At 45.9% G+C, this 19,430-nt stretch carries 24 protein-coding genes; 4 read left to right on the top strand and 20 right to left on the bottom strand.

Features of this window, described 5'->3' with window-relative positions; genetic code table 11:
* Positions 1 to 91 precede the first annotated feature (91 nt).
* The 9 genes from panC to IEX62_RS10400 all read right to left on the bottom strand — a co-directional run bounded on the left by panC (position 92) and on the right by IEX62_RS10400 (position 8,790).
* Entirely contained in the window at positions 92 to 1,006 is a 915-nt protein-coding gene (gene panC / locus IEX62_RS10440) for a pantoate--beta-alanine ligase (RefSeq protein ID WP_188775447.1), read from the bottom strand.
* Positions 1,003 to 1,875, bottom strand: a complete 873-nt coding sequence (gene panB, locus IEX62_RS10435) for a 3-methyl-2-oxobutanoate hydroxymethyltransferase (protein ID WP_188775446.1) — start codon at positions 1,873 to 1,875, stop codon at positions 1,003 to 1,005. The genes panC and panB overlap by 4 nt, the downstream gene beginning before the upstream one ends.
* Before the next feature lie 860 nt (positions 1,876 to 2,735).
* The gene (locus IEX62_RS10430; RefSeq protein ID WP_188775445.1) at positions 2,736 to 3,707 is read right to left on the bottom strand and encodes a biotin--[acetyl-CoA-carboxylase] ligase; all 972 of its coding nucleotides are present in this window, start codon (positions 3,705 to 3,707) and stop codon (positions 2,736 to 2,738) included.
* On the bottom strand, positions 3,700 to 5,031 hold the full coding sequence (locus tag IEX62_RS10425; protein ID WP_188775444.1) for a CCA tRNA nucleotidyltransferase: 1,332 nt from the start codon (positions 5,029 to 5,031) through the stop codon (positions 3,700 to 3,702). The genes IEX62_RS10430 and IEX62_RS10425 overlap by 8 nt, the downstream gene beginning before the upstream one ends.
* Before the next feature lie 8 nt (positions 5,032 to 5,039).
* Positions 5,040 to 6,200 (bottom strand): N-acetyl-alpha-D-glucosaminyl L-malate synthase BshA, encoded by a 1,161-nt coding sequence (gene bshA / locus IEX62_RS10420; RefSeq protein WP_188775443.1) that lies wholly within the window; start codon positions 6,198 to 6,200, stop codon positions 5,040 to 5,042.
* Positions 6,201 to 6,443: 243 nt separating this feature from the next.
* Complete coding sequence (bshB1, locus tag IEX62_RS10415; RefSeq protein WP_188775442.1) at positions 6,444 to 7,142, bottom strand: bacillithiol biosynthesis deacetylase BshB1; 699 nt, start codon at positions 7,140 to 7,142, stop codon at positions 6,444 to 6,446.
* Positions 7,139 to 7,567: a methylglyoxal synthase gene (locus tag IEX62_RS10410; RefSeq protein ID WP_188775440.1), complete on the bottom strand. Its 429-nt coding sequence runs from the start codon at positions 7,565 to 7,567 to the stop codon at positions 7,139 to 7,141. Before IEX62_RS10410 ends, bshB1 begins: the two co-directional genes overlap by 4 nt.
* Positions 7,568 to 7,616: 49 nt before the next feature.
* Positions 7,617 to 8,420: a 4-hydroxy-tetrahydrodipicolinate reductase gene (dapB, locus tag IEX62_RS10405; RefSeq protein ID WP_188775438.1), complete on the bottom strand. Its 804-nt coding sequence runs from the start codon at positions 8,418 to 8,420 to the stop codon at positions 7,617 to 7,619.
* 1 nt (position 8,421) lies between these two features.
* A complete protein-coding gene (locus IEX62_RS10400; protein ID WP_188775436.1) occupies positions 8,422 to 8,790 on the bottom strand; it encodes a nucleotide pyrophosphohydrolase in 369 nt (122 codons plus the stop codon).
* A 340-nt stretch (positions 8,791 to 9,130) separates the two neighbouring features.
* Between IEX62_RS10400 and IEX62_RS10395 the strand changes: the two genes are divergently transcribed.
* Entirely contained in the window at positions 9,131 to 10,006 is an 876-nt protein-coding gene (locus IEX62_RS10395) for a YitT family protein (protein ID WP_188775434.1), read from the top strand.
* A 783-nt stretch (positions 10,007 to 10,789) separates the two neighbouring features.
* On the opposite strand, the gene IEX62_RS10390 is transcribed toward IEX62_RS10395, so the two are convergent.
* The 7 genes from IEX62_RS10390 to IEX62_RS10360 all read right to left on the bottom strand — a co-directional run bounded on the left by IEX62_RS10390 (position 10,790) and on the right by IEX62_RS10360 (position 15,779).
* On the bottom strand, positions 10,790 to 11,422 hold the full coding sequence (locus IEX62_RS10390; protein ID WP_188775430.1) for a DUF1405 domain-containing protein: 633 nt from the start codon (positions 11,420 to 11,422) through the stop codon (positions 10,790 to 10,792).
* Between the two features lie 209 nt (positions 11,423 to 11,631).
* The gene (locus tag IEX62_RS10385; RefSeq protein WP_188775428.1) at positions 11,632 to 11,871 is read right to left on the bottom strand and encodes an IDEAL domain-containing protein; all 240 of its coding nucleotides are present in this window, start codon (positions 11,869 to 11,871) and stop codon (positions 11,632 to 11,634) included.
* A gap of 22 nt (positions 11,872 to 11,893) precedes the next feature.
* A complete protein-coding gene (locus tag IEX62_RS10380; protein WP_188775426.1) occupies positions 11,894 to 12,400 on the bottom strand; it encodes a gamma carbonic anhydrase family protein in 507 nt (168 codons plus the stop codon).
* A gap of 258 nt (positions 12,401 to 12,658) precedes the next feature.
* Positions 12,659 to 13,234: a histidine phosphatase family protein gene (locus IEX62_RS10375; RefSeq protein WP_188775424.1), complete on the bottom strand. Its 576-nt coding sequence runs from the start codon at positions 13,232 to 13,234 to the stop codon at positions 12,659 to 12,661.
* A gap of 260 nt (positions 13,235 to 13,494) precedes the next feature.
* Positions 13,495 to 14,121, bottom strand: coding sequence for an anti-sigma factor family protein (locus IEX62_RS10370; protein ID WP_188775422.1), 627 nt, complete (start codon positions 14,119 to 14,121; stop codon positions 13,495 to 13,497).
* Positions 14,118 to 14,714: an RNA polymerase sigma factor gene (locus IEX62_RS10365; protein ID WP_188775420.1), complete on the bottom strand. Its 597-nt coding sequence runs from the start codon at positions 14,712 to 14,714 to the stop codon at positions 14,118 to 14,120. Before IEX62_RS10365 ends, IEX62_RS10370 begins: the two co-directional genes overlap by 4 nt.
* Positions 14,715 to 15,521: 807 nt before the next feature.
* Positions 15,522 to 15,779 carry a hypothetical protein gene (locus IEX62_RS10360; protein ID WP_188775418.1) on the bottom strand — a complete coding sequence of 86 codons (258 nt, stop codon included), beginning with the start codon at positions 15,777 to 15,779 and terminating at the stop codon, positions 15,522 to 15,524.
* Positions 15,780 to 15,908: 129 nt separating this feature from the next.
* Between IEX62_RS10360 and IEX62_RS10355 the strand changes: the two genes are divergently transcribed.
* Positions 15,909 to 16,133, top strand: coding sequence for a helix-turn-helix domain-containing protein (locus IEX62_RS10355; protein ID WP_188775416.1), 225 nt, complete (start codon positions 15,909 to 15,911; stop codon positions 16,131 to 16,133).
* A 239-nt stretch (positions 16,134 to 16,372) separates the two neighbouring features.
* On the opposite strand, the gene IEX62_RS10350 is transcribed toward IEX62_RS10355, so the two are convergent.
* The 4 genes from IEX62_RS10350 to IEX62_RS10335 are packed head-to-tail and all read right to left on the bottom strand — an operon-like array spanning position 16,373 to position 18,020.
* Positions 16,373 to 16,753, bottom strand: coding sequence for a hypothetical protein (locus IEX62_RS10350; RefSeq protein ID WP_188775414.1), 381 nt, complete (start codon positions 16,751 to 16,753; stop codon positions 16,373 to 16,375).
* Position 16,754: 1 nt separating this feature from the next.
* Positions 16,755 to 16,895 carry a hypothetical protein gene (locus IEX62_RS10345; protein ID WP_188775412.1) on the bottom strand — a complete coding sequence of 47 codons (141 nt, stop codon included), beginning with the start codon at positions 16,893 to 16,895 and terminating at the stop codon, positions 16,755 to 16,757.
* Entirely contained in the window at positions 16,879 to 17,364 is a 486-nt protein-coding gene (locus IEX62_RS24100) for an accessory gene regulator B family protein (protein ID WP_188775409.1), read from the bottom strand. Before IEX62_RS24100 ends, IEX62_RS10345 begins: the two co-directional genes overlap by 17 nt.
* Positions 17,361 to 18,020, bottom strand: coding sequence for a hypothetical protein (locus tag IEX62_RS10335; protein WP_188775407.1), 660 nt, complete (start codon positions 18,018 to 18,020; stop codon positions 17,361 to 17,363). The genes IEX62_RS24100 and IEX62_RS10335 overlap by 4 nt, the downstream gene beginning before the upstream one ends.
* A gap of 172 nt (positions 18,021 to 18,192) precedes the next feature.
* Here IEX62_RS10335 and IEX62_RS10330 point away from each other — a divergent pair, with 172 nt between their 5' ends.
* Together IEX62_RS10330 and IEX62_RS10325 are read left to right on the top strand one after the other, a co-directional pair.
* Complete coding sequence (locus IEX62_RS10330; protein ID WP_188775406.1) at positions 18,193 to 19,233, top strand: hypothetical protein; 1,041 nt, start codon at positions 18,193 to 18,195, stop codon at positions 19,231 to 19,233.
* Between the two features lie 32 nt (positions 19,234 to 19,265).
* Positions 19,266 to 19,418: a hypothetical protein gene (locus IEX62_RS10325; protein ID WP_188775405.1), complete on the top strand. Its 153-nt coding sequence runs from the start codon at positions 19,266 to 19,268 to the stop codon at positions 19,416 to 19,418.
* The last annotated feature ends 12 nt before the right edge of the window (positions 19,419 to 19,430 follow it).

The raw sequence follows: 19,430 nt of genomic DNA, 5'->3' as shown, positions 1-19,430 counted from the left end.
ATACCATTGCGTATAGGGGTGAATTCATCGATAAGACGAGCTTATGAAGATGGATCACTGCCAGCATATTGATGCTGTATATCGATTACACTCAGGCGTGTACCACTGTTTGAGGCAATGTGGATGGCGAGAAGATCGCATTATCGATCAGACGTGTTTTGCCAAATTTCACAGCCAGTGCCACAATCACTTCCCCTGCTACATCACGCACAACCGCACGATCTTCCATCGCTTCAAGCTGCGGGAAGGTCATAATTTCGGCATAATCAATAATAGCAATCGATGAAGTACCGATCTCGCTGCGTAGCATGCTGCGAATGTCACCAGCAGTGAGCTCCGGTTGCTCGATTACACGCTGCTTGATCATTTCCAGTGAACGAGATAGTACAAGTGCTTGCTCACGTTCCTCTGCTGAAAGGTATACATTACGCGAGCTTAGTGCCAATCCGTCTACTTCGCGGACAATCGGACAAGCTACAACGTTAATATCCATATTCAGGTCGATGACCATTTGCTTGATAACTGCCACCTGCTGTGCATCCTTCGCTCCGAAAAAGGCTTCATCAGGCTTTACGATATTGAACAGCTTGGTTACGACAGTTGACACACCGTCAAAGTGACCTGGACGTGAAGCGCCACATAATGTATCGGTCAGCTCTGCTACTGTCACATGCGTCTTGGTTGGAGCAGGATACATATCCTCTACCGTTGGCATGAATACGACATCTACACCTTCACGCTCTGCCAGCGCCAGATCGCGCTGTTCATCACGCGGATAGCGTTCAAAATCTTCATTAGGCCCAAATTGAATCGGGTTCACAAAAATACTGATCACGACAATATCACTCGTTTGCTTAGCACGGCGCATCAGACTTGCATGACCATCATGTAAAAAGCCCATCGTTGGCACCAGACCTACAACCGCATCCCCTCCACCTTGACTACGTTGCTGGCGAAGCTGTTTGACCTGCTGTCTGACTTCAGCAATGCTACGTACGACCTTCACGATAAATTCTCCACCTTCCGTTGTTGTCCATACAGCGAATCCAGTGCTTTTTCATCCGGATTAAACACATGCTGCTCCGCTGGAAATGCGCGTGTCTTCACTTCATTCACATATTGCTCTAACGCCGTCCGAATCGTTGCACCAATGTCGGCGTATGTTTTTACAAATCGTTTTTCACGATAATTATCGGTATATTGAACCACATCATGGAATACGAGTACCTGACCGTCGCAGCCGCGACCTGCACCGATGCCGATCGTTGGAATGGATAGCTCGCCCGTAATGCGTGCAGCGGTGTCCTCAGTCACCAGCTCCAGCACGACGCCAAATGCGCCAGCCGCTTCCAATGCCTTCGCATCGTCCAGCAGACGCTGTGCATCCTGCTCATCTTTGCCCTGAATACGATAGCCACCAATCTGATGCACCGATTGTGGGGTCAGACCGATATGCGCCAGTACAGGTACACCTGCACGGGTAATCGCAGCAACGGTGTCGGCAATTTCAGCGCCGCCCTCCAGCTTTACTGCATGGGCATGGCCTTCCTGCATAATGCGCTTAACGGTGCGCAGTGTCTCGTCTATACTTCCGTGATAGGTCATAAAAGGCAAATCCGCTACAATAAAGGTCGATTGGGCACCGCGTGCCACAGCACGGGAATGATACACAATATCATCAACCGTAACCGGAATGGTAGAATCATAGCCCAGCACAACATTGCCAAGCGAATCTCCAATCAACAGCATATCTATCCCAGCCTCTTCAGCAAGGCGAGCGGTTGGATAATCGTATGCGGTTACCATCGTGAGCGGATTGCGCTCGGATTTCATTTTTTTCATTTTGACAATATTCAGCGGCGTTTTGGCTGCCATGTGACATCAAGCTCCTTTGTATTCAATATTGTTTTTGGACAAAATAAAAAACCTTTTCGTCTCGTACGAAAAAGGTCCTGAGTCCAAAAAAGAGTCACTTTGCGATCATCTCTCCTGTCTCGGTCCCGTAACGGCTCAGAGCAGAATTGAATGGTGCCAACACCTCGCTTCTTCAGCGTATCTTGTTGTGGATACGAATCATAATGGGATACAGCAGGTTTGCCAGATGTATGGAGTTCACACTCCAGCCTGTCCAGCATAATTGGATGATGCCTACCGTTCAGCCAGAAAAGTCACAGACCTTTCCTTCTACCTCTACTCATCCATAGCAGCTATCGATGATCCGGCTCTATAAGATACCGTTCTCTTCGCTGCATGTATGCTGTATCGGGGCTAGTGCCATTTGCGGTCAGATTACTGATGCCAGCCACAATTGTGGTCTGTTCCGTCATCTGCCAGGCGCAGTAGAGCATTGCGTCTAACGGTGCTTGCCTGCCAGCTCACACCAATATAACATGATAAAGTACGGCTCGGCCATGCCGATACCGTCTTCCTGCATAGTATAACAGAGTACGCTAGCAATTACACTCATTTTGCCATAAAAAATATAGCTATTTACGAATGGTATATATATCCGATTTAATCGCCCGGAATTGTAGAATATTTGTATGGTCTATTGGTTAGAATCATGCCCGAATTCTTCTAAAAACATAAACAAAATACGCAAAAAGCTACTATGCTCGTGGCGGTCTAATAAAATCTCTCCACTTACACAGCAGCCCTTTACTGTTAACGATTAGTCATCTTAACACGACCTAAGTAATATGTTTATGCTTAGACAGCTATACCATGACTTATACTTAGAAGCCGACTTCACCCGAATATACAGGAGTGATACTGCCGTCTGGTTGCTCTAACAGCAATTCACCGTTTTCTCCCAGTCCCCGAGCAATACCGGTCATCGTATGCTGTAGCGTTTTGACCGTGACTACTTTTCCAATCGCCAGCGCCGAAGCTTCCCAGAGCGCCGCAATTGGAGCAAAGCCTTCGCGATTGTATAGATGATATAGTGTCTCCAGCTCACTCAGTATCGCCGCTACTACGGCTGTACGATCGACCGGTTCTCCGCGCTCAATACGCAGCGAGGTCGCGAGCGGACGGACCTCCTCCGGCAAATCCTCCAGCGCCACATTCACATCAATCCCGAATCCACCCAGTGCATAACGCACATGACCATCCTCAGCCGCAGATTCAACCAGAATACCACATACCTTGCGATTGCCGATCAGCAGATCGTTGGGCCACTTGATACCGATATCCAGACCACTCACATCCCGCAGTGCACGGCAAATGGCTACAGCGGCAAGCAATGTGAGCTGGGAAGTATACTGTAGCGGTTGCTGTGGACGAAGCACAAGTGTCATCCACACACCGCGTCCAGCAGGCGAATGGAACACTCGACCCTGACGACCACGTCCAGCCGTTTGCTGCTCGGCAATGACCAGTGTTCCTTCAGGCGCACCCTTCTCGGCCAGCTCACGAGCTAGATCCTGTGTCGAACCAATAGTATCCAGCAGATGCAGTGGCTGTCCCCAGGAGGTAAGCTTCCCCAGCTGCAACCGTAACGAAACCTCGTCAAACCGATCAGGTAAGCGCACGATACGATAGCCACGACGCGTAACGGAATCGAACTCATAGCCCTGCTCCTTTAGCCGATTGATGCCCTTCCAGACAGCGGTACGACTTACAGACAGACGGCGGCTAATTTCCTCACCGGAAATGTACTCGCCTGGTCGCTCGGTTAATAGCTCCAGCAATTGTTCATCACGCATTGGCCTTCCCTCCTGTCTCTGCATGCGTGCGCGCATAATCCAGTACGGTATTGCGTTCATTGTCCAGCTTACCACTCGCTACGGCTAGCAGTATCTGTTGCATAAGCTTACCGAGCCACGGGCCACCGCGTGTATCCAGTGCAGACAGTACATCCTGACCATTCACACATAGATCAGCCAGACTGTATGCCTGCATACTTTCTATCCATGCTGGAGCCTGCTCATATAGTATACGCAGTGTCGGCGTATGATCCTGCTCAGGCAAAGCGGTGTATAGCTGTTGCCACAGTTCTGCCGTATCCTGCCCATAGTGCAGCACACCAGCGATAAGCGTGAGACGTGCAGGGTTACTTTTCTCTTGACTAGCAACAACGTCATGCTTGTCATTCGTATCCTGAGCGGTTGGCATATCGACAGTCAACAGCTGCTGATGCAGACGCAATAACCGTACAACAAGATCTACTGCCGCATTAGAAAATGTCCATTGCTTCAACGCCTGCCTTGCTTGTTCATCATTACAGCCAAGCGCTAGCATGATCAGCGTCCAGCGCAGTAACCACGGTTCGCCTGCTACAACCTCCAGGCGTTCCAGCAGCTCTGGCCTTGCCGCAGGACAGGGTACGTTAACCTTCATGTAGCCGACCAGACCGCTCTGCTGGAGCAAACGAATCCCTTTGACCGGATGTGATCCAGCGATCATTTTCTCCATTTCGACGCGGATACGTTCCGTCGCAATATAACGAATCAGCTCGCGTCGCTCCAGCAGCGCTGCCCATGTCTCGGGCTCCAGCTCAAAATCAAACACAGATGCAAAGCGCAGACCACGCACCATCCGTAGCGCATCCTCATCAAAACGCTCACCCGGTACACCGACACAGCGAATGATGCCCTTTTGCAAATCCTCACGTCCATGAAATGGATCTACGTACTCGCCATCCAGTCCACGCGCAATCGCATTCATCGTAAAATCACGGCGGCGCAAATCTTCATACAGATCGCTAACAAACTCAACCTGCTCCGGGCGACGATGATCCACATATTGCCCTTCCGTTCGATAGGTCGTTATTTCAAAATGCTCACCATCTACAATAACGGTAATCGTACCGTGTGCAATACCCGTAGGTACAGTATGCTCGAATAGCTCCAGTACCTGCTCTGGCGTTGCATTGGTCGCGATATCCATATCATTAATCGGTCTACCCATCAGCTCATCGCGGACACAGCCACCGACAAAATAACCTTCATATCCGTGGTCAGCGAGACGGCGGAGCAGGGACATTCCCCGTTCCGCCGTGTGCGCGTCCACCCAATTCCATTGCATCATATCATTGATCAACCCCGAACCGTGGAGGGTGTTGGCATTTGCCGTCCCAGCACACGATAGTAAATTTGTTCGTACTTTTCCATCATCGCATCATTGCTAAATTGCTCTGTTGCACGAGTGATACAATTTTGACGCATTTGCTCCATCAGCGCTGGATTGGTCAGCAGCTGAATCGCATGCTGCGCCATATCCTCGGTATCGCCAATCGATGATAGATAGCCGGTTTCCCCGTGCACGATCAGCTCTGGAATCCCTCCAGCACGCGAGCCAATCGTAGGTACTCCGCACGCCATCGCTTCCAGCGCAACCAGACCGAAGCTTTCCTTTTCCGATGGAAGCATCAAGATATCTGCCATCGAGATCACCTGCGGAATATCATCCTGCTTGCCCAGGAAATGTACGCGCTCCGTCAAGCCTAGCTCTTGAATGCGCCACTGGATTTTCGGCAAATCCGGGCCTTCTCCGACCAGTACAAGGCGGGATGGCACTTCGCTATTAATGCGAGCAAAGGCTTCCACCACATCACCTACGCGCTTAACCGGACGGAAGTTGGAAATATGCATAATGATCCGATCATCGCCAAAGCCAAAATCATCGCAAAGCTGCTGAATCTCGCGCGGATAATAAACCCGTTTGTCTACAAAATTATACGTTAGATCAATATCGCGTGTAATATCAAGCAGCTCGCGTGTCTCACGAATCAGATCGCGTGATACAGCGGTAACCGCATCGCTTTCATTGATCGCCAATCGAATCAGATCCTTGAGCGATTCGTCCTGAGCGAGCACAGTAATATCGGTACCATGCAATGTGGTAACTACTTTCAGATGCTCACCGACCATCTGCTTCGCTAAAAATGCGCAAACGGCATGTGGCACTGCGTAGTGTACATGCAGAACGTCCAGCTGCTGCATTTTGGCAACCTGCGCCATTTTATTCGCAAGGGTCAGGTCGTAGGGCGGATATTTGAAGACATAATAGTCATTGACTTCAACTTCGTGGTAAAAAATATTTTTATGAAAAGTTCCCAGGCGAAAAGGTACGCTATGCGAAATAAAGTGAACTTCATGCCCTTTTTCAGCAAGCAGCTTGCCAAGTTCGGTAGCCACGACGCCCGATCCGCCAAGTGAAGGATAACAAGTGATGCCTATTTTAAGCATCGTGTCCATAAGGGCAATCTCCCTTCCAGTTTTAAAATATGAGGTATATTCTTTTCAACGTTGTCGCGATTCATAATTCATCTATGTGTGATTAGACCATTCTGATGTAGAGCATAATCGCATACTTGATCAGTGTGGAGTACATAGTAAGCGAAGTAAGTAAAGCTGTGTATCCTGGTGTGCTCTGTTTAGCTCGGTACCGCTATGCCTTTTTATATCATGCATTTGGATGCAGGGGCCGCTTATCCGTTCCTATAACAGCATATCCGCTACAAAAGGCGTTTTGATGACAAAGCCTTCGGCGTAAGGAATCAGGCTGCGTTGACCGGCGATAGCATCGCGGTAACGAACACGGTCGACGTAGCCCTGCGTTAAGGGCGTAGCAACAGCGTCATTGCCAGGTGCCAGACCGAATTGGGAGGCGTAGCAGGATAAGGCATCGACCTTGCGCTCGTATTGAGCAGTGACATCGACAAGCACACTTGCAGGCGCGGTGTCGTTGATAAAATAGTAATAGATCTGCTCTACCTGTACAGGTGGCAGCTCTGGCATGTAGCGACGAAGCTTCGCATTGAATACGGCTTCTTCGACCAGTCGGCTACACCACGTATGGTCAGGATGACGATCTTCCCAGTAAGGCGCAAATACAATTCGTGGCGCACAGCGGCGAATTTCGGCAGTAATCACTGCCAGCTGTTCGGGATTGCGCTCCAGACCGCGATCAGGTAACCCGAGATTACTACGGTAGGACAGACCGAGCACATCGGCAGCAGCGGCAGCTTCTTGCTTACGCAGCTCAACCGTGCCATTTGACGACATTTCTGCATAGGTTAGATCACAGATGCCGACCCGAAGGCCGGCAGTGGTGTGTTTGATAATTGTTCCCGCCATACCAATCTCCGCATCATCGGCATGAGCACCGAAGACGAGGATATCTAGCTTCTCGTTCATTTCAATTCCTCTCCAGCTGGCTTGTACTTATGTGCAAGCTCACGCCAGGCAAAATCACCACGATCCAGTGCTTTAACGAGAATCTCCGCGGTCGCAATATTCGTCGCAACCGGAATCCCCTGCACATCGCAAATACGCAGCAATGCAGTAATATCCGGTTCATGTGGCTGTGCCATCAGCGGATCACGCAGGAAAATGATTAAATCCAGCTCATTTTGCGCGACAAGTGCACCGATCTGCTGGTCACCACCGAGCGGACCAGACATAAAACGATGAATATCCAGCTTTGTTTGCGCCATAATACGTTGTCCGGTCGTTCCGGTCGAATATAGCTTATGACCGTGAAATACATGCTCATAGGCAGTCACAAAATTAACCATTTCATCTTTTTTGCGGTCGTGCGCGACAAAAGCTATCTGGAACATGGCAATCTCCCCTAATCATATAGTCTGTATTGTTTACACCTATCCAATATTAATCTACAAAACGCTCGAAGCCGTATACCATACCCGTGTACTCCATCACCTTTTGTACACCGATCTTCACGCCAGGCATGTAGCCTGCACGCTCATACGAATCGTGGCGAATTTTGAGCGATTGTCCAAAGGCACCGAAAATAACCTCCTGCTGAGCAAATACGCCAGGTAAACGAACACTGTGAATGCGGAAGCCATCAAATTCGCCACCACGCGAGCCAGCAATCGTTTCTTTTTCATTCGGATTACCCTGTTTAAATGATTCACGAACCTCGCGCACCATTTCAGCCGTTTTCACTGCTGTACCAGAAGGGGCATCCAGCTTGTGATCACCGTGCGTTTCGATAATCTCCAGATGCGGGAAGTGCTTGGCAGCCTGAGCAGCAAAGCGCATCATCAGAATTACACCAATCGAGAAGTTCGGTGCGATCAAGCCACCGATGCCTGCATCCTTGCATAGACGATCAAGCTCATCAATCTGTTCCGGTGTATATCCTGTCGTTCCCATTACTGGACGCACCCCGTGCTGAATAGCCAGACGGGCATGCTCATAGGCAAATTCTGGTGTTGTAAAATCAACCAGCACATCGGCTTTGACTGACGTGAGCGCTTCCTCCAAACTTGGCACAAGCGCAACACCTGCATTCTTCATGCCCACTAGCTCGCCTGCATCCCGTCCAGCATCCGAGCGACCAATCGCTGCTGCTAGTTCTAGCTGTTCATCGCCAAGTACGAGCTTGACGACCTCACGGCCCATACGTCCGCCAGCCCCTGCTACAATTACTTTGATTTGCTCGCTCATGTTATTCTCCTTTACCCGCTTGTTCAGATTCGTCGGTATTACCGTCTTCGATCCGCGTCCAGCGATCTTTATCTCGTGTATTAAATTTATGCATAACTTTGTTATGCGCTTCGGTCAGATCGATCCCGAGCGAATTCGCAAAACAGATCGTAATAAACAAAATATCGCCAAGCTCCAGCTCGATCGAATTGTCGGCTTCATCATTCTTTTTTGGCTTCTCACCATACGAATGATTCACTTCACGCGCCAGCTCGCCTACTTCTTCAGACATCCGTGCCAGCATGGCCAGCGGCGAGAAGTAGCCTTCCTTGAATTGTGAAATGTACGCATCGACTTCCTTTTGCATCGTTGCCAGCGTTTTTTCCGTCATCTGTATTCCCTCCATCAACCAAATTCATCCTGTGACCCGGGACGCTATACAGCATAAAAAAAGCGATTGCTGTATACATATGCAGCCCTGTCCTGGCAGGCTTTTCCTGCCCTATTGCCGAATGCGTGACTTCCTCCTATAGTTAGGATGGAGCGGTCACCCTGCTACTAATCGATACGATCACTTGAGCGTATTCAAGTGCACCCGCGTTGTTCGGTATCCTTCCATTCGTGCAAGTTATCATTACCATGTTATCCTAAAGCGATTTTGAAAACAAATGCTTTTTTGTTCATAATGACATACTCATTCCTGGCTATCACATTTATGGAGGTCTTCGTTTATGGTACAACGTTTCTGGAAGCAGCTTCGCGTTATTTTACCGATTATATGTGGTGCCGCTATCTATGCATTTGGCTTACTCTACTTTATTATTCCGAATAAGCTCATGGAAGGCGGCGTAACCGGGATTACCATTTTGCTGAATTATGGATTTGGACTGGCTCCTGCCTTGTCTACACTGCTATTGAATATTCCGCTATTTTTGATCGGGCTGAAAATGCTTGGCTGGCGCAGAATGATCTATACAGGTGTCGGCATCGGCTCGTTATCGTTCTTCCTGTGGCTATTTGAATGGTTGATCAAGCAGGGCTGGATTGCTCCATTTCAGACGGAGCATGATTATATTCTGGCTGTACTGTATGCTGGTGTAACGCTAGGGCTCGGACTGGGGATCGTGTTCCGATTCGGTGGAACGACCGGAGGCTCGGATATTATTGCCACTATTTTGAACCGTAGCTTTGGCTGGAGCATCGGGCAGGTGATGCTGGGGTTAGATATCGTGATCATCGGCTCATCGCTCTTCTTTATCTCCAAGGAGCTAGTGCTGTATACGCTGGTGACCGTATTTATTGCGACGAAGATTATTGATTTTATTCAGGAGGGCGCGTATTCGGGTAAGGCATTTACGATTATTAGTGATCATGCGGATATCATCGCGGCACAGATTATGAAGGAGATGGATCGCGGGGTAACGCTTATTCCGGCGATTGGTGCCTATTCAGGGCAGGCGAAGCAGATGGCCTACTGTGTAGTATCCCGGCAGGAGATTCGCCGTGTACATATGATTGTGAAGGCGATTGATACGCGGGCGTTTGTGATTATTAATGAAGTGAATGATGTGCATGGAGAAGGATTTCGGGAGGAGCAGCCGCACTGACGGGCGGAATGGTCAAGGTGCGAATAGCATGCGACTTCGGTATAGGATGAGGAATGATAAAAGCCGCTTGGTTGTAAGCGGCTTTTGGTAGTTTTGTAGATGGTTTTATGGAATGAATTAGTGTTTGATTCGAGCGGTTATGCTGAATTGATGCAGGTGCTTCAATCCACTCCGACAAGGAATAAGGGAACAGACTCCGGTGGAGCCGCGGGAATCTATGGATTAGGGAGATAATGTAGATTCCCGCCCCTCCAAAGTCGTCCTTTTCCCTTATTTCCTTGTCTACGTTCAGTGCTTGTGACTTCATAATTTTGTTTCGTTTATGCACTAATATTGTGCGTTTGTATCAGTTTTCCCATTGAACATATCAGTGACAGGAACTTTCAAGATACACTTTGTACTCCACTTCATTCATTTGTTCATGTTATATCAATCACTTCGTAGATATATTATCTATTACTATATGCTTCCACACTTATTGCTAACTTATCCGATCTACACTTGTTCACATTTATCTCAAGCAAAATTCAGATCAAAACCATTCAAAAATATATTTTATCCACTAAAATCCAATACAGTTTGCCTCAAGTGGAATCGAAGCAAATTTTGTGAGTACATCAGAACATGATTCCTTCACAATTTATTCTATAGAAATACTATAACATCGTACGCGAATAACCTATTTATCTGCTTCATTTTAAATATGAAATACTTTGTTCTTATCACTTAATATCGCTATCCATTACTACATATTCATTTTACTAACGCTCACCATTAGCTATTTCACTTGCGCTCATCGCGCGCTTGCCACAGCGCCCATGCACCTGCAAGTGCGGATGCCAGCGTCAGGGATACAGTGAAGTTACGTACCTGGTTTAAGCGGATGACTAGTTGTTCAGTCAGCCATGGGTAGATGCCCTGACTGTAATCCATATAGTCGTTCAGAAGCGTCCAGCCTAATGCTAGCACCAATGTCGTGTGTCGGAAGATAAAGAAGCGTACATAGATCAGCGCTTCGATCGCCATCGTGAGGTGGGACGCGGTTAGCATCCAGTCCTGCCATACGAGCGTATCGCCAAGTGCTGCTCCCCAGAAGATCATCGTTACTGCCCATACTCCATATTTGACGGATGTGACGACAGCCAGTGCTTCGAATAGGGCACGAATTCCTTTTAGCCAGCGATTACGTGGCGGGAATAATAGGAAAGCAATCGCTATACTGAAAAATAGACTGGCTGTCGGGCTATCCGGTACGAACACGATCATCCAGGAGGGCCAGTGCAGCAGTGTATATTCCAATTGTAGCGCATACCAGTAATATCCATAAATCGTACCTAGCACATTGCAAATGAGCAGCAGCCATAGTAGCCAGCGGTTTGTCAAAAAGGCTCTGCTCCAAAAATAAGAAATCGGCATTCCCAGTCTCCTTTATCTCTAGTGGGTATCCAGCTCTTCTTCCAGTAAAAGCGAGCTGGATTGGAATCAATAATCTTTTCCATTGTAAAAGTACAAGCTGCACCTGTAAACAAGCAAAAAGTCCACCCTGGATACAGGTGGACTTTTATCGAAATGTATTGTGTATGCAAAATGTATTGTGTATGTGCCGTGCCATGCTTAGCTGATGATCAGTGTGACAGCGATTTGCGTTCATAACGCTCCACTTCTGGCAATGTTGTATCGATCGCCGGTGTTAGTGAGCGTAATTCGTCCGTCCATTGCTGAAAGGCCTGTTCATCCCGATCGGCAAGCGCCCGGTCAATGAGTGTGTGTAGTTCTTCAATGCGATGTTCGCGTAGGATTTGATCCCATACCATTTCTGCAGCCAGACCCAACATAACTTCGTAGGTTACCTTCATCTTGTACATAGGGCGCACCTCCATATGCTATTCAGGGATTTCTGAACTCTGCTCCTTTATCCACATAGCTTTGCGTTGTTTTGGCCATACGCTGCAAGTCTTCTTCCGTGAGTTCACGAATGACACGTGCAGGTGAGCCTAGAGCCAGAGTATAAGGGGGAATCGTTTTGTTCTCCGTCACAATGGAGCCTGCACCGATGAGCGAATATTCTCCGATATTCGCACCGTTCAGCACGATTGCACCCATGCCGATCAGCGAACCCTTGCCGATCCGGCAGCCGTGAACGATAGCCGAGTGTCCGACAGAAACATCATCTTCGATAAGTAATGGATGAATCTCATGCACATGCCCTACAGCCAGATCCTGAATATTGCAGCGCTGTCCGATTTGAACGGGAGCTAGATCGCCGCGAAGTACGGCATTGAACCATACACTGCTGTATGCTCCGATGCTGACATCACCGATCAGCTTTGCGCCTTCTGCGATAAAGGTCAGTTCCTCCACGCTAGGCATCCGGTTTTTGTAGGGAATTAACATGTCATCCGCTCCTTATCTGCATTTTAACCAAAATCCATGTAAGCGTATCAACAAATTTGTAAAAAAGGCGGCGGATTCGATAAAAGTATTGTCATCTTTCACGACAGAGCGACCTTTCTCCAACCGAGTAACAAAAACGTCAAAAACGACATTTAAGGCGATAAACAGCCAATGGTGCTGATTTGCCAGCACTAACGGGCTATTTATTCCAATTATAACCAAATAGCCTAGCATAAGCTAGGCTATCTTTCAAAGTATTTATCGTAGATGGTCGCTATTGTTATAGAGCACTGTATTCCACGCATCAGCTTCACGCTCCAATACCGTCAGTGATAGGTTACCCACTCGCTCGGTATGATGCTCCTGCATCAGTAGCTTGAACAGCTGTGACAGCAAGCCACCGTGACTCACCACCAGTATATTATGATTCGGAAACTGCTGCCAGGACGCTTCCAAAAAATCCATCGCTCTGCCTTGTAATACATCCAGCGGCTCCTGTCCAAGCTCTATAGTTTCCCAATCAGCACCCCATTTTGCTTCGCGCTCTTCCCAGGTCATACCCTCAATCTGTCCGAAGCCGCGCTCCTTGAGTCGCTCATCTGGCTCAAGCAGCGGAATATGCAATCGCTCTGCAATAATACGAGCTGTCTCGTGAGCACGCTCCAAGCTGCTCGACACGATATGATCCCACTCGATAGGCTCGATCGCTAGCCGCTCAGCCAGCTGGCTCGCCTGTTGTCTTCCTTCTTCATTTAACGGAATATCGCTATGTCCCTGAATGCGTCCCAGCGCATTCCAATCGGTCAGACCATGTCGGATTAATCCAATTCGCATCTTATGTATTGTCATCCTTTCTTTAGCTATAATCGGGTATTGTATTTAAAGGAATGGATTACCTGCATGCTCCCTCCCTACATATAGCCCACAGTATAAAGGAGCACAATACAAAAAATCAACCTGATCCATCGCAGCAAGACAGCAGATCAGGTTGATGCGTACAGGCATATCCTTTTGCCCGGTGTATTCCTTTATCTTATTTATTAATTCATCTATATTCTCATTCATATCCCATCACATTAGCCCGTAATAGCCCTCTATTGATGTCGTGGTCGTGCCAGAAAGCGCAGTGATACCAATGCCAGCAGCATCCCTACGACAGATAGGATCATCCAGTATTGCGGATGAGTCGGGTCCATCTGAATGACGAGCGGATCAATTAAGCCTCGCTGAGAGCCTGCAAAATGCAGTGACGAGTGTATAACCGTCGTTGCATCACTTGTTGCCACACCCGTCGGCACAATGCCGGAGACAGGCTCCTGTACCGCTTCATAATGAAAGCTATTCGATACATCAAGCGTCAAATAAACAAAACTGCATAAGAAGATACCGATTACTGCCGCAATCCAGAAGGACATCCGGCGGCGGAACATGCGAGAGATCGGGCCACGCTTGGCACCGTTTTGCAGCACCCACGGCGTCTCTGCATAGATACGTTCCATCACATTACGATTCACTTGCTCTGCTCGCAGCTCCAGCTCTGGATCTATCGATAGAGCAGCTGCTTCAGCTTCCATTAGCTCATGACTTTCCTGCCAGATGGCAAATTCCGCTGCGCAGTCCTCGCACTCGCTGAGATGCTGATGGAGTTCCTGACGACGCGGGTCGTCCGGCTTCATATCCCAATAGATTCCGAATAATAACTCGGCCTCTCTGCAATTCATTTTCCCTTCATCCCTTCAATAGGCTCATCGTAGACCGAATCATGAAAATACGGCTCTAACCGTGTTTTCACACTCGCCCTCGCCCGGAACAAAAGAGATTTGACGGAGCTTACACTCTGACAGAGGATATCAGCAATTTCCTGATAATCCAGCTGATCATATTCGCGGAGGATCAAAGCAGAACGCTGCTTTTCCGGCAGCTGATCGATAGCATCACGTACCATCTGTACACGTTCGCCACGTAGCACCGCGTGCTCTGGCACCATCGTACTTGGAGCGACCGGCGTATACCCACTTTCCTCCAGCGGTACATGACCAGCTTTTTGCTTACGAAGCTCGCTTAGTACGGTATTGCGTGCGATTGTGTAAAGCCAGGTGGAAAACGATGCATCCACCTCGCGAAATGAGTGCAGGCTTTTGTACGCCTTATAAAAGGTTTCCGAACAAAGATCCTCTGCCATCATTTCCAGATTGGCACTTTTCAGCATATGATAAATGAATGCCAGAATTTTGCGTTGATAACGACGCATAAGCTCTGAATATAGCTCTACATCGCCATTTTTTATTTCCTGAATAATCAGGGAATCTGTCATTGAAATGCGACCCTCCTCGTTGTTGCCGCCGCATCTTCCCGTTCCTTATGTATTCATTAATACTGAACAGGACGGCAAAAGTTGCGGTTAATCATTGAAATTACGCGATATACAGCCATTCAAGCCGATGATCGCGAATGGAGCAACAGCCTTTTAGCCGAGCACGAATGCTCAATTCAGCCAAAACGATGCCTTCCCCCAGGCGCCTTCTAACCGAAAGCGAGCTCATCCAGCTCACTTCCCTCATCTATGTCAAAATGTATTCATATCCGTGTAAAACAGCCTCAAATCATGCCCTACCTTATCCATACCGTCTCATCTGCTGCTTTCGTTTCAAGTCAGCATTCACGCACAACCTTATCATCATACCTGACTTCTAGACGCAAAGCAAAGTCAAAAGGTTGCCGTATTCTTCCATTTCGTCCCACCATCTTGCCAAATTCACGTCACCAGCCGTACCGATCATCGGCATAAATCGTAGACGTGGAGCAAGCTACGCGCCCTAACCTTATGTATAACAAGCACCGTGCAAAATGATTACATCTATGTGTTGTAGCGTATTTAGCCAGATAGCAGTTTACGCCACTTTTCCTTTATACCATAAAACAATACGGAGCACAAAATCGATATGACCTATCTTTCACGATCCTCTACATCTCTCCACAAACTGAACACAACGAAGCCTTACAAAAAGTTGCAGACAAAAAAAAGAAACCGCTAACATTTGTTAGCGGCTGAGTACCCTATTTCAGGTGCTCTAGTTATTGGATAGGAGTGGACACTCCTATCCTTGTACTGGAGTTTTTATTATAATGAAGCTTTTAGATGGAGTGCGTCTTCAAAACCCATTTTATAAGCTTTTTTAGCTGCGACATTTTTTTCTAAAAAGATCGCTTCCAGTTTACTTAATTCTGCCGCACCCTCCCCCGTCAAAAAAACCTTAATTTTTTCTAACTGTGCCGAGAATTCTTTTATATTACCCTGATTCTCTCTTTCTACTATCAAAACTGCTTCCCAAGCTCTTTGTTCTAATTTTGGCGCTATCCATTCGTAAACGGTATCCATGTATATTCCCCTTTTAATTGTATTTTATGTGTATAGTTCGTTCATTGTTCTCGTTTACCACTTAGAAATCGAATGCTATAATCTTCATTGGGTTACATCTCCTTTCCGAGAACCGAGAAGGAGGAAGCAATGAGTAGAGTCTCCCTGGGGAGATGCTTGCTGCGTGACCATTTGAGAAATCGTAAAATGAGCCAAGCTGAGTTCGCTCGGCGACTGGATATCAACAAACGCATGGTGTCTCATTACTGTAATAATGAGCGTGAAATGCCACTAGATGTTCTATACGGGGCATCGATCATACTTGATATTCCTATGGATCAGTTTTATGAATTCGAATTTGGTAACCAGCAATAACTGCGGTGGCTTCCGCAGTCTCCCTTGGAGATTTTGGGAGCAAATAGCTCTCAAATGTTATGTAGCTCTCATGCATCTTCTATCTGATTCTCATGTTATAAACTTACCAATTTAGTTTATTACAAAACTTTTCATCCATAAACAGGAAAAATGTCGAAAAAAGTAATTGATGGTTGTATTTAGACCCCTGCTCAAAATATCTTGACAATTATAGATAAAAATAGTAAAGAGCCTCGTTTCTAATACATGAGGCTCTTTACTATTGGCATTTTGTCTTTGTTATCTGCAATCCTTACCTTATACCCATCTCCAAAGTCAGCATATAATCCTTGTGGAGTATCTAAAATTCTTTTCACAAGATCGAAATTAACGAGTAGACCAGTATCCATTTGAAGAAAATTACCGCCTACATCCTCTAATCCTTGCTTTACTGCTTCAAATGTTCTCACTTCAGTTGTCATCAGGTTCCGCGAATTAAATCGCGGAACTCGGTTCTTTTGATTTTTATTAACAGAAAACATATCAATATAACAAACATCGTTAAGATCGTGAAGAGTGTATTCGCCGATCTCTTTCTCTTTATCTATAATTGATCCTAGTATTTTACCGTCTATAATCATATTACTTACCCAGCTTTTTTAGCAGCTCATTTGGCAAATCCTGCTTACCAATGAACACCTTGTTTGTTGTATAGTCACCTTTAGCGCTTCTGATAGCATCTTTTTCAAGCTTTCGTGATAGCAACTCAGCTATTTTTTTCATTCGTGTTGTCCTCCCTCCAGAGCAATAAAATCGCTTGAGCGCAAAATGTTAGAATGAGTATGGACGAATCTATGGAGGCGGCGATAACAATGAACACGCAAGAATATATCCTGCGATGACTATTGGTTTTAAAAAAGAAAACCAATAATGTTACTGCACCAATCAATAAGATTAGAATTTGAGTTATCGGTATTAAAGGAGTTATTACAAACAAAGCTACTGAAACGATCGTACATAAGGTCAAATTGAAATGTTTCCCCCCACTCCAGTAACGCACTAATGCAAAGGAACACATCGACAAGATCGACCCCCACATGTCACCTACTCTCCAAGACACCAACACAGTCAAAACTATAATTGCCCAAAAGTTTATTTTACGTGCAATTTCATACGCCATAATTTCAACACTCGCTGGCGGATATGAGCGTTGAATTTTCTTGGCTAAGGATACAGATATCGACTCTATCATAATTCGATATCCTTCCTTTTAGAGAAATAATAAGATAAGCCAAAAGCTATAATACTACCAGGCAATAGCAAAATTATTTGCAACTGCAACAACAATGTTATTGCCAGTGCAAGAAATATCATGCCTACAACGGTAACGACCATTATCGCTTTATGCTTACTATACTTGGTCTTAATACTGAATTCGTGCGGCATAACTGGGATAAAAGAAAATCCACGGTTTGTTTTGTAAAGTAAGAGTCCTACTAAATAGGCTACAATGATTGAAGTAAGCTGAATGATTTGAGATTGAGCTGTTAAATCCTGCGCAAACACTGTTTTATCAAAACTAATAAAATTAGTAAACAGGATTGCGATCATCAATTGAATGATTATATAAGCATTCATGCCTGCACTGATAGCCAAGGATGCATACAGTACTCGCATCTTTAAAATGTATCTCAGGAATAAGATCATCATGATAATCAGTAGTGGCATATCGATCCAAGGCATCACTAAAAATATTCTGATTATGTATGATACGACTGCTGCAAAGACACAAAAATACATTATCTTAACAAAATCAAAAAATAAAGGAAGTCGATACAGTTTAAAAATCAACACGAATACTGCAAACACATCTAGAATACCTAACCCAATAAATACAGCTACTGACATTCCACACCTCTTGAAAACGTAGTTGTTCAAATTATACGTCAATACATACTTGTTAGTATACTGACAAATAACAAAAATGTGTGAATTAAAATTATTTAATGAAAATATGAATCCTTTTCCACTATTTACCGATATACTATTATTAAATATGAATTAGAGAGGAGTATATATAATGAGATCGAAGCACTTCTCGGTTTCAATTGTAATTTTCGCCATTGCTGGACTTATGTTCTACTCTTCAGCTCAGAATATACATACTACCGAAACAATAACTGCTGCTACAACTGCTAAGTCATCAGCAACGCAATCAACCAAAGTAAAGACATACGCTGACTATCAGAAAAATGCTGGCTGGGAACTTGGAGCTTCTTTTTCAGATCTCTTACCTAAATTGAATAAAATGAAATATGAGCTGCCATCAGAAGACAAGCAATATAATACTTTGATTGCATTTTATGATAAAAATCAAAGATTAATATTTGAAAGCGGCATTCTTCAAAACATTATCACTTCAGAAAAAGGAAAAGGTATACCGGGTGTAGCCTCAGTCGGCGATCCGCCTGCAAATGCCTTAAAAAAACTAGGTAAGCCGCTAACAACCTTGAATACAAATGGCATAGTATATTACGGGTACGGCGGTGACGTTACTGATCAGAAATTAACTATCGGCATTAAAAACAAAAAGGTAATTGAGATCAATTTACAAGATTGGATACAAGGAACGCCTGACGAAAATCGCGCCGTTCTGGCTTACTTGAATAGTATTGGAGATCCGGCAGCCGATTACTATGTATGTAACGCTTGCGACACGGACGAACCTAACTCGCCAACACCGAATGATACCGCACTCACCAAAGACGACATGCGAAATATCTTCGAAACGATCTCAGCAGACATGAGGGCTTATACCCAGCTTCGTTCCGATAAACAAACGGATTACACAAAAGTATTTACTGAAGAACAAGCATACCTGGAACAAAGATTAGACGAAGCACAAAGAAACTCTACCGGACAATCTAATCAGCAAATCATTGAGAAGTTAGATATTTACTGTAATTTGGTATATGATGCTTATTCACAAAAAGCTATGTCACTAGCCAAGGGAATATCAAAATATGATAAAGCTAACTATGAGCAGCAAGCATTTACTAGTATCACTGATGCCATGACTGTATATAATGAAGTCTCAACCTATCTAAATATAATCAACTGAGATTATATCTTTTAACAAAGGAGGTGATACATATGAATCATGGAGAAGGTGGTAATCCTGTACGAGCTGGTTTCGGAGTAGGTACAAGTCCTGCTATGTCTATGCACGGCGAAGGTGGAAGCCCTTCACGCGCAGGCTATGGTGAAGGATCAGCTCCAGCTTACAATTTTGGTTGGGGATCATAATCAAAGGAGATG

This window comes from Paenibacillus hunanensis (assembly GCF_014645615.1).
Taxonomy (GTDB): domain Bacteria; phylum Bacillota; class Bacilli; order Paenibacillales; family Paenibacillaceae; genus Saccharibacillus; species Saccharibacillus hunanensis.
Note: the sequence above shows the minus strand (reverse complement) of the source record. Positions and strands in the feature narration are given on the sequence as shown.

Coding starts and splice junctions, on each gene's coding strand:
- panB (WP_188775446.1), bottom strand. CDS start 1,875: ATGGCAGCCAAAACGCCGCTGAATATTGTCAAAATGAAAAAAATGAAA.
- IEX62_RS10430 (WP_188775445.1), bottom strand. CDS start 3,707: ATGCGTGATGAACAATTGCTGGAGCTATTAACCGAGCGACCAGGCGAG.
- IEX62_RS10425 (WP_188775444.1), bottom strand. CDS start 5,031: ATGATGCAATGGAATTGGGTGGACGCGCACACGGCGGAACGGGGAATG.
- bshA (WP_188775443.1), bottom strand. CDS start 6,200: ATGGACACGATGCTTAAAATAGGCATCACTTGTTATCCTTCACTTGGC.
- bshB1 (WP_188775442.1), bottom strand. CDS start 7,142: ATGAACGAGAAGCTAGATATCCTCGTCTTCGGTGCTCATGCCGATGAT.
- IEX62_RS10410 (WP_188775440.1), bottom strand. CDS start 7,567: ATGTTCCAGATAGCTTTTGTCGCGCACGACCGCAAAAAAGATGAAATG.
- dapB (WP_188775438.1), bottom strand. CDS start 8,420: ATGAGCGAGCAAATCAAAGTAATTGTAGCAGGGGCTGGCGGACGTATG.
- IEX62_RS10400 (WP_188775436.1), bottom strand. CDS start 8,790: ATGACGGAAAAAACGCTGGCAACGATGCAAAAGGAAGTCGATGCGTAC.
- IEX62_RS10395 (WP_188775434.1), top strand. CDS start 9,131: ATGGTACAACGTTTCTGGAAGCAGCTTCGCGTTATTTTACCGATTATA.
- IEX62_RS10390 (WP_188775430.1), bottom strand. CDS start 11,422: ATGCCGATTTCTTATTTTTGGAGCAGAGCCTTTTTGACAAACCGCTGG.
- IEX62_RS10385 (WP_188775428.1), bottom strand. CDS start 11,871: ATGTACAAGATGAAGGTAACCTACGAAGTTATGTTGGGTCTGGCTGCA.
- IEX62_RS10380 (WP_188775426.1), bottom strand. CDS start 12,400: ATGTTAATTCCCTACAAAAACCGGATGCCTAGCGTGGAGGAACTGACC.
- IEX62_RS10375 (WP_188775424.1), bottom strand. CDS start 13,234: ATGCGAATTGGATTAATCCGACATGGTCTGACCGATTGGAATGCGCTG.
- IEX62_RS10370 (WP_188775422.1), bottom strand. CDS start 14,121: ATGAATTGCAGAGAGGCCGAGTTATTATTCGGAATCTATTGGGATATG.
- IEX62_RS10365 (WP_188775420.1), bottom strand. CDS start 14,714: ATGACAGATTCCCTGATTATTCAGGAAATAAAAAATGGCGATGTAGAG.
- IEX62_RS10360 (WP_188775418.1), bottom strand. CDS start 15,779: ATGGATACCGTTTACGAATGGATAGCGCCAAAATTAGAACAAAGAGCT.
- IEX62_RS10355 (WP_188775416.1), top strand. CDS start 15,909: ATGAGTAGAGTCTCCCTGGGGAGATGCTTGCTGCGTGACCATTTGAGA.
- IEX62_RS10350 (WP_188775414.1), bottom strand. CDS start 16,753: ATGATTATAGACGGTAAAATACTAGGATCAATTATAGATAAAGAGAAA.
- IEX62_RS10345 (WP_188775412.1), bottom strand. CDS start 16,895: ATGAAAAAAATAGCTGAGTTGCTATCACGAAAGCTTGAAAAAGATGCT.
- IEX62_RS24100 (WP_188775409.1), bottom strand. CDS start 17,364: ATGATAGAGTCGATATCTGTATCCTTAGCCAAGAAAATTCAACGCTCA.
- IEX62_RS10335 (WP_188775407.1), bottom strand. CDS start 18,020: ATGTCAGTAGCTGTATTTATTGGGTTAGGTATTCTAGATGTGTTTGCA.
- IEX62_RS10330 (WP_188775406.1), top strand. CDS start 18,193: ATGAGATCGAAGCACTTCTCGGTTTCAATTGTAATTTTCGCCATTGCT.
- IEX62_RS10325 (WP_188775405.1), top strand. CDS start 19,266: ATGAATCATGGAGAAGGTGGTAATCCTGTACGAGCTGGTTTCGGAGTA.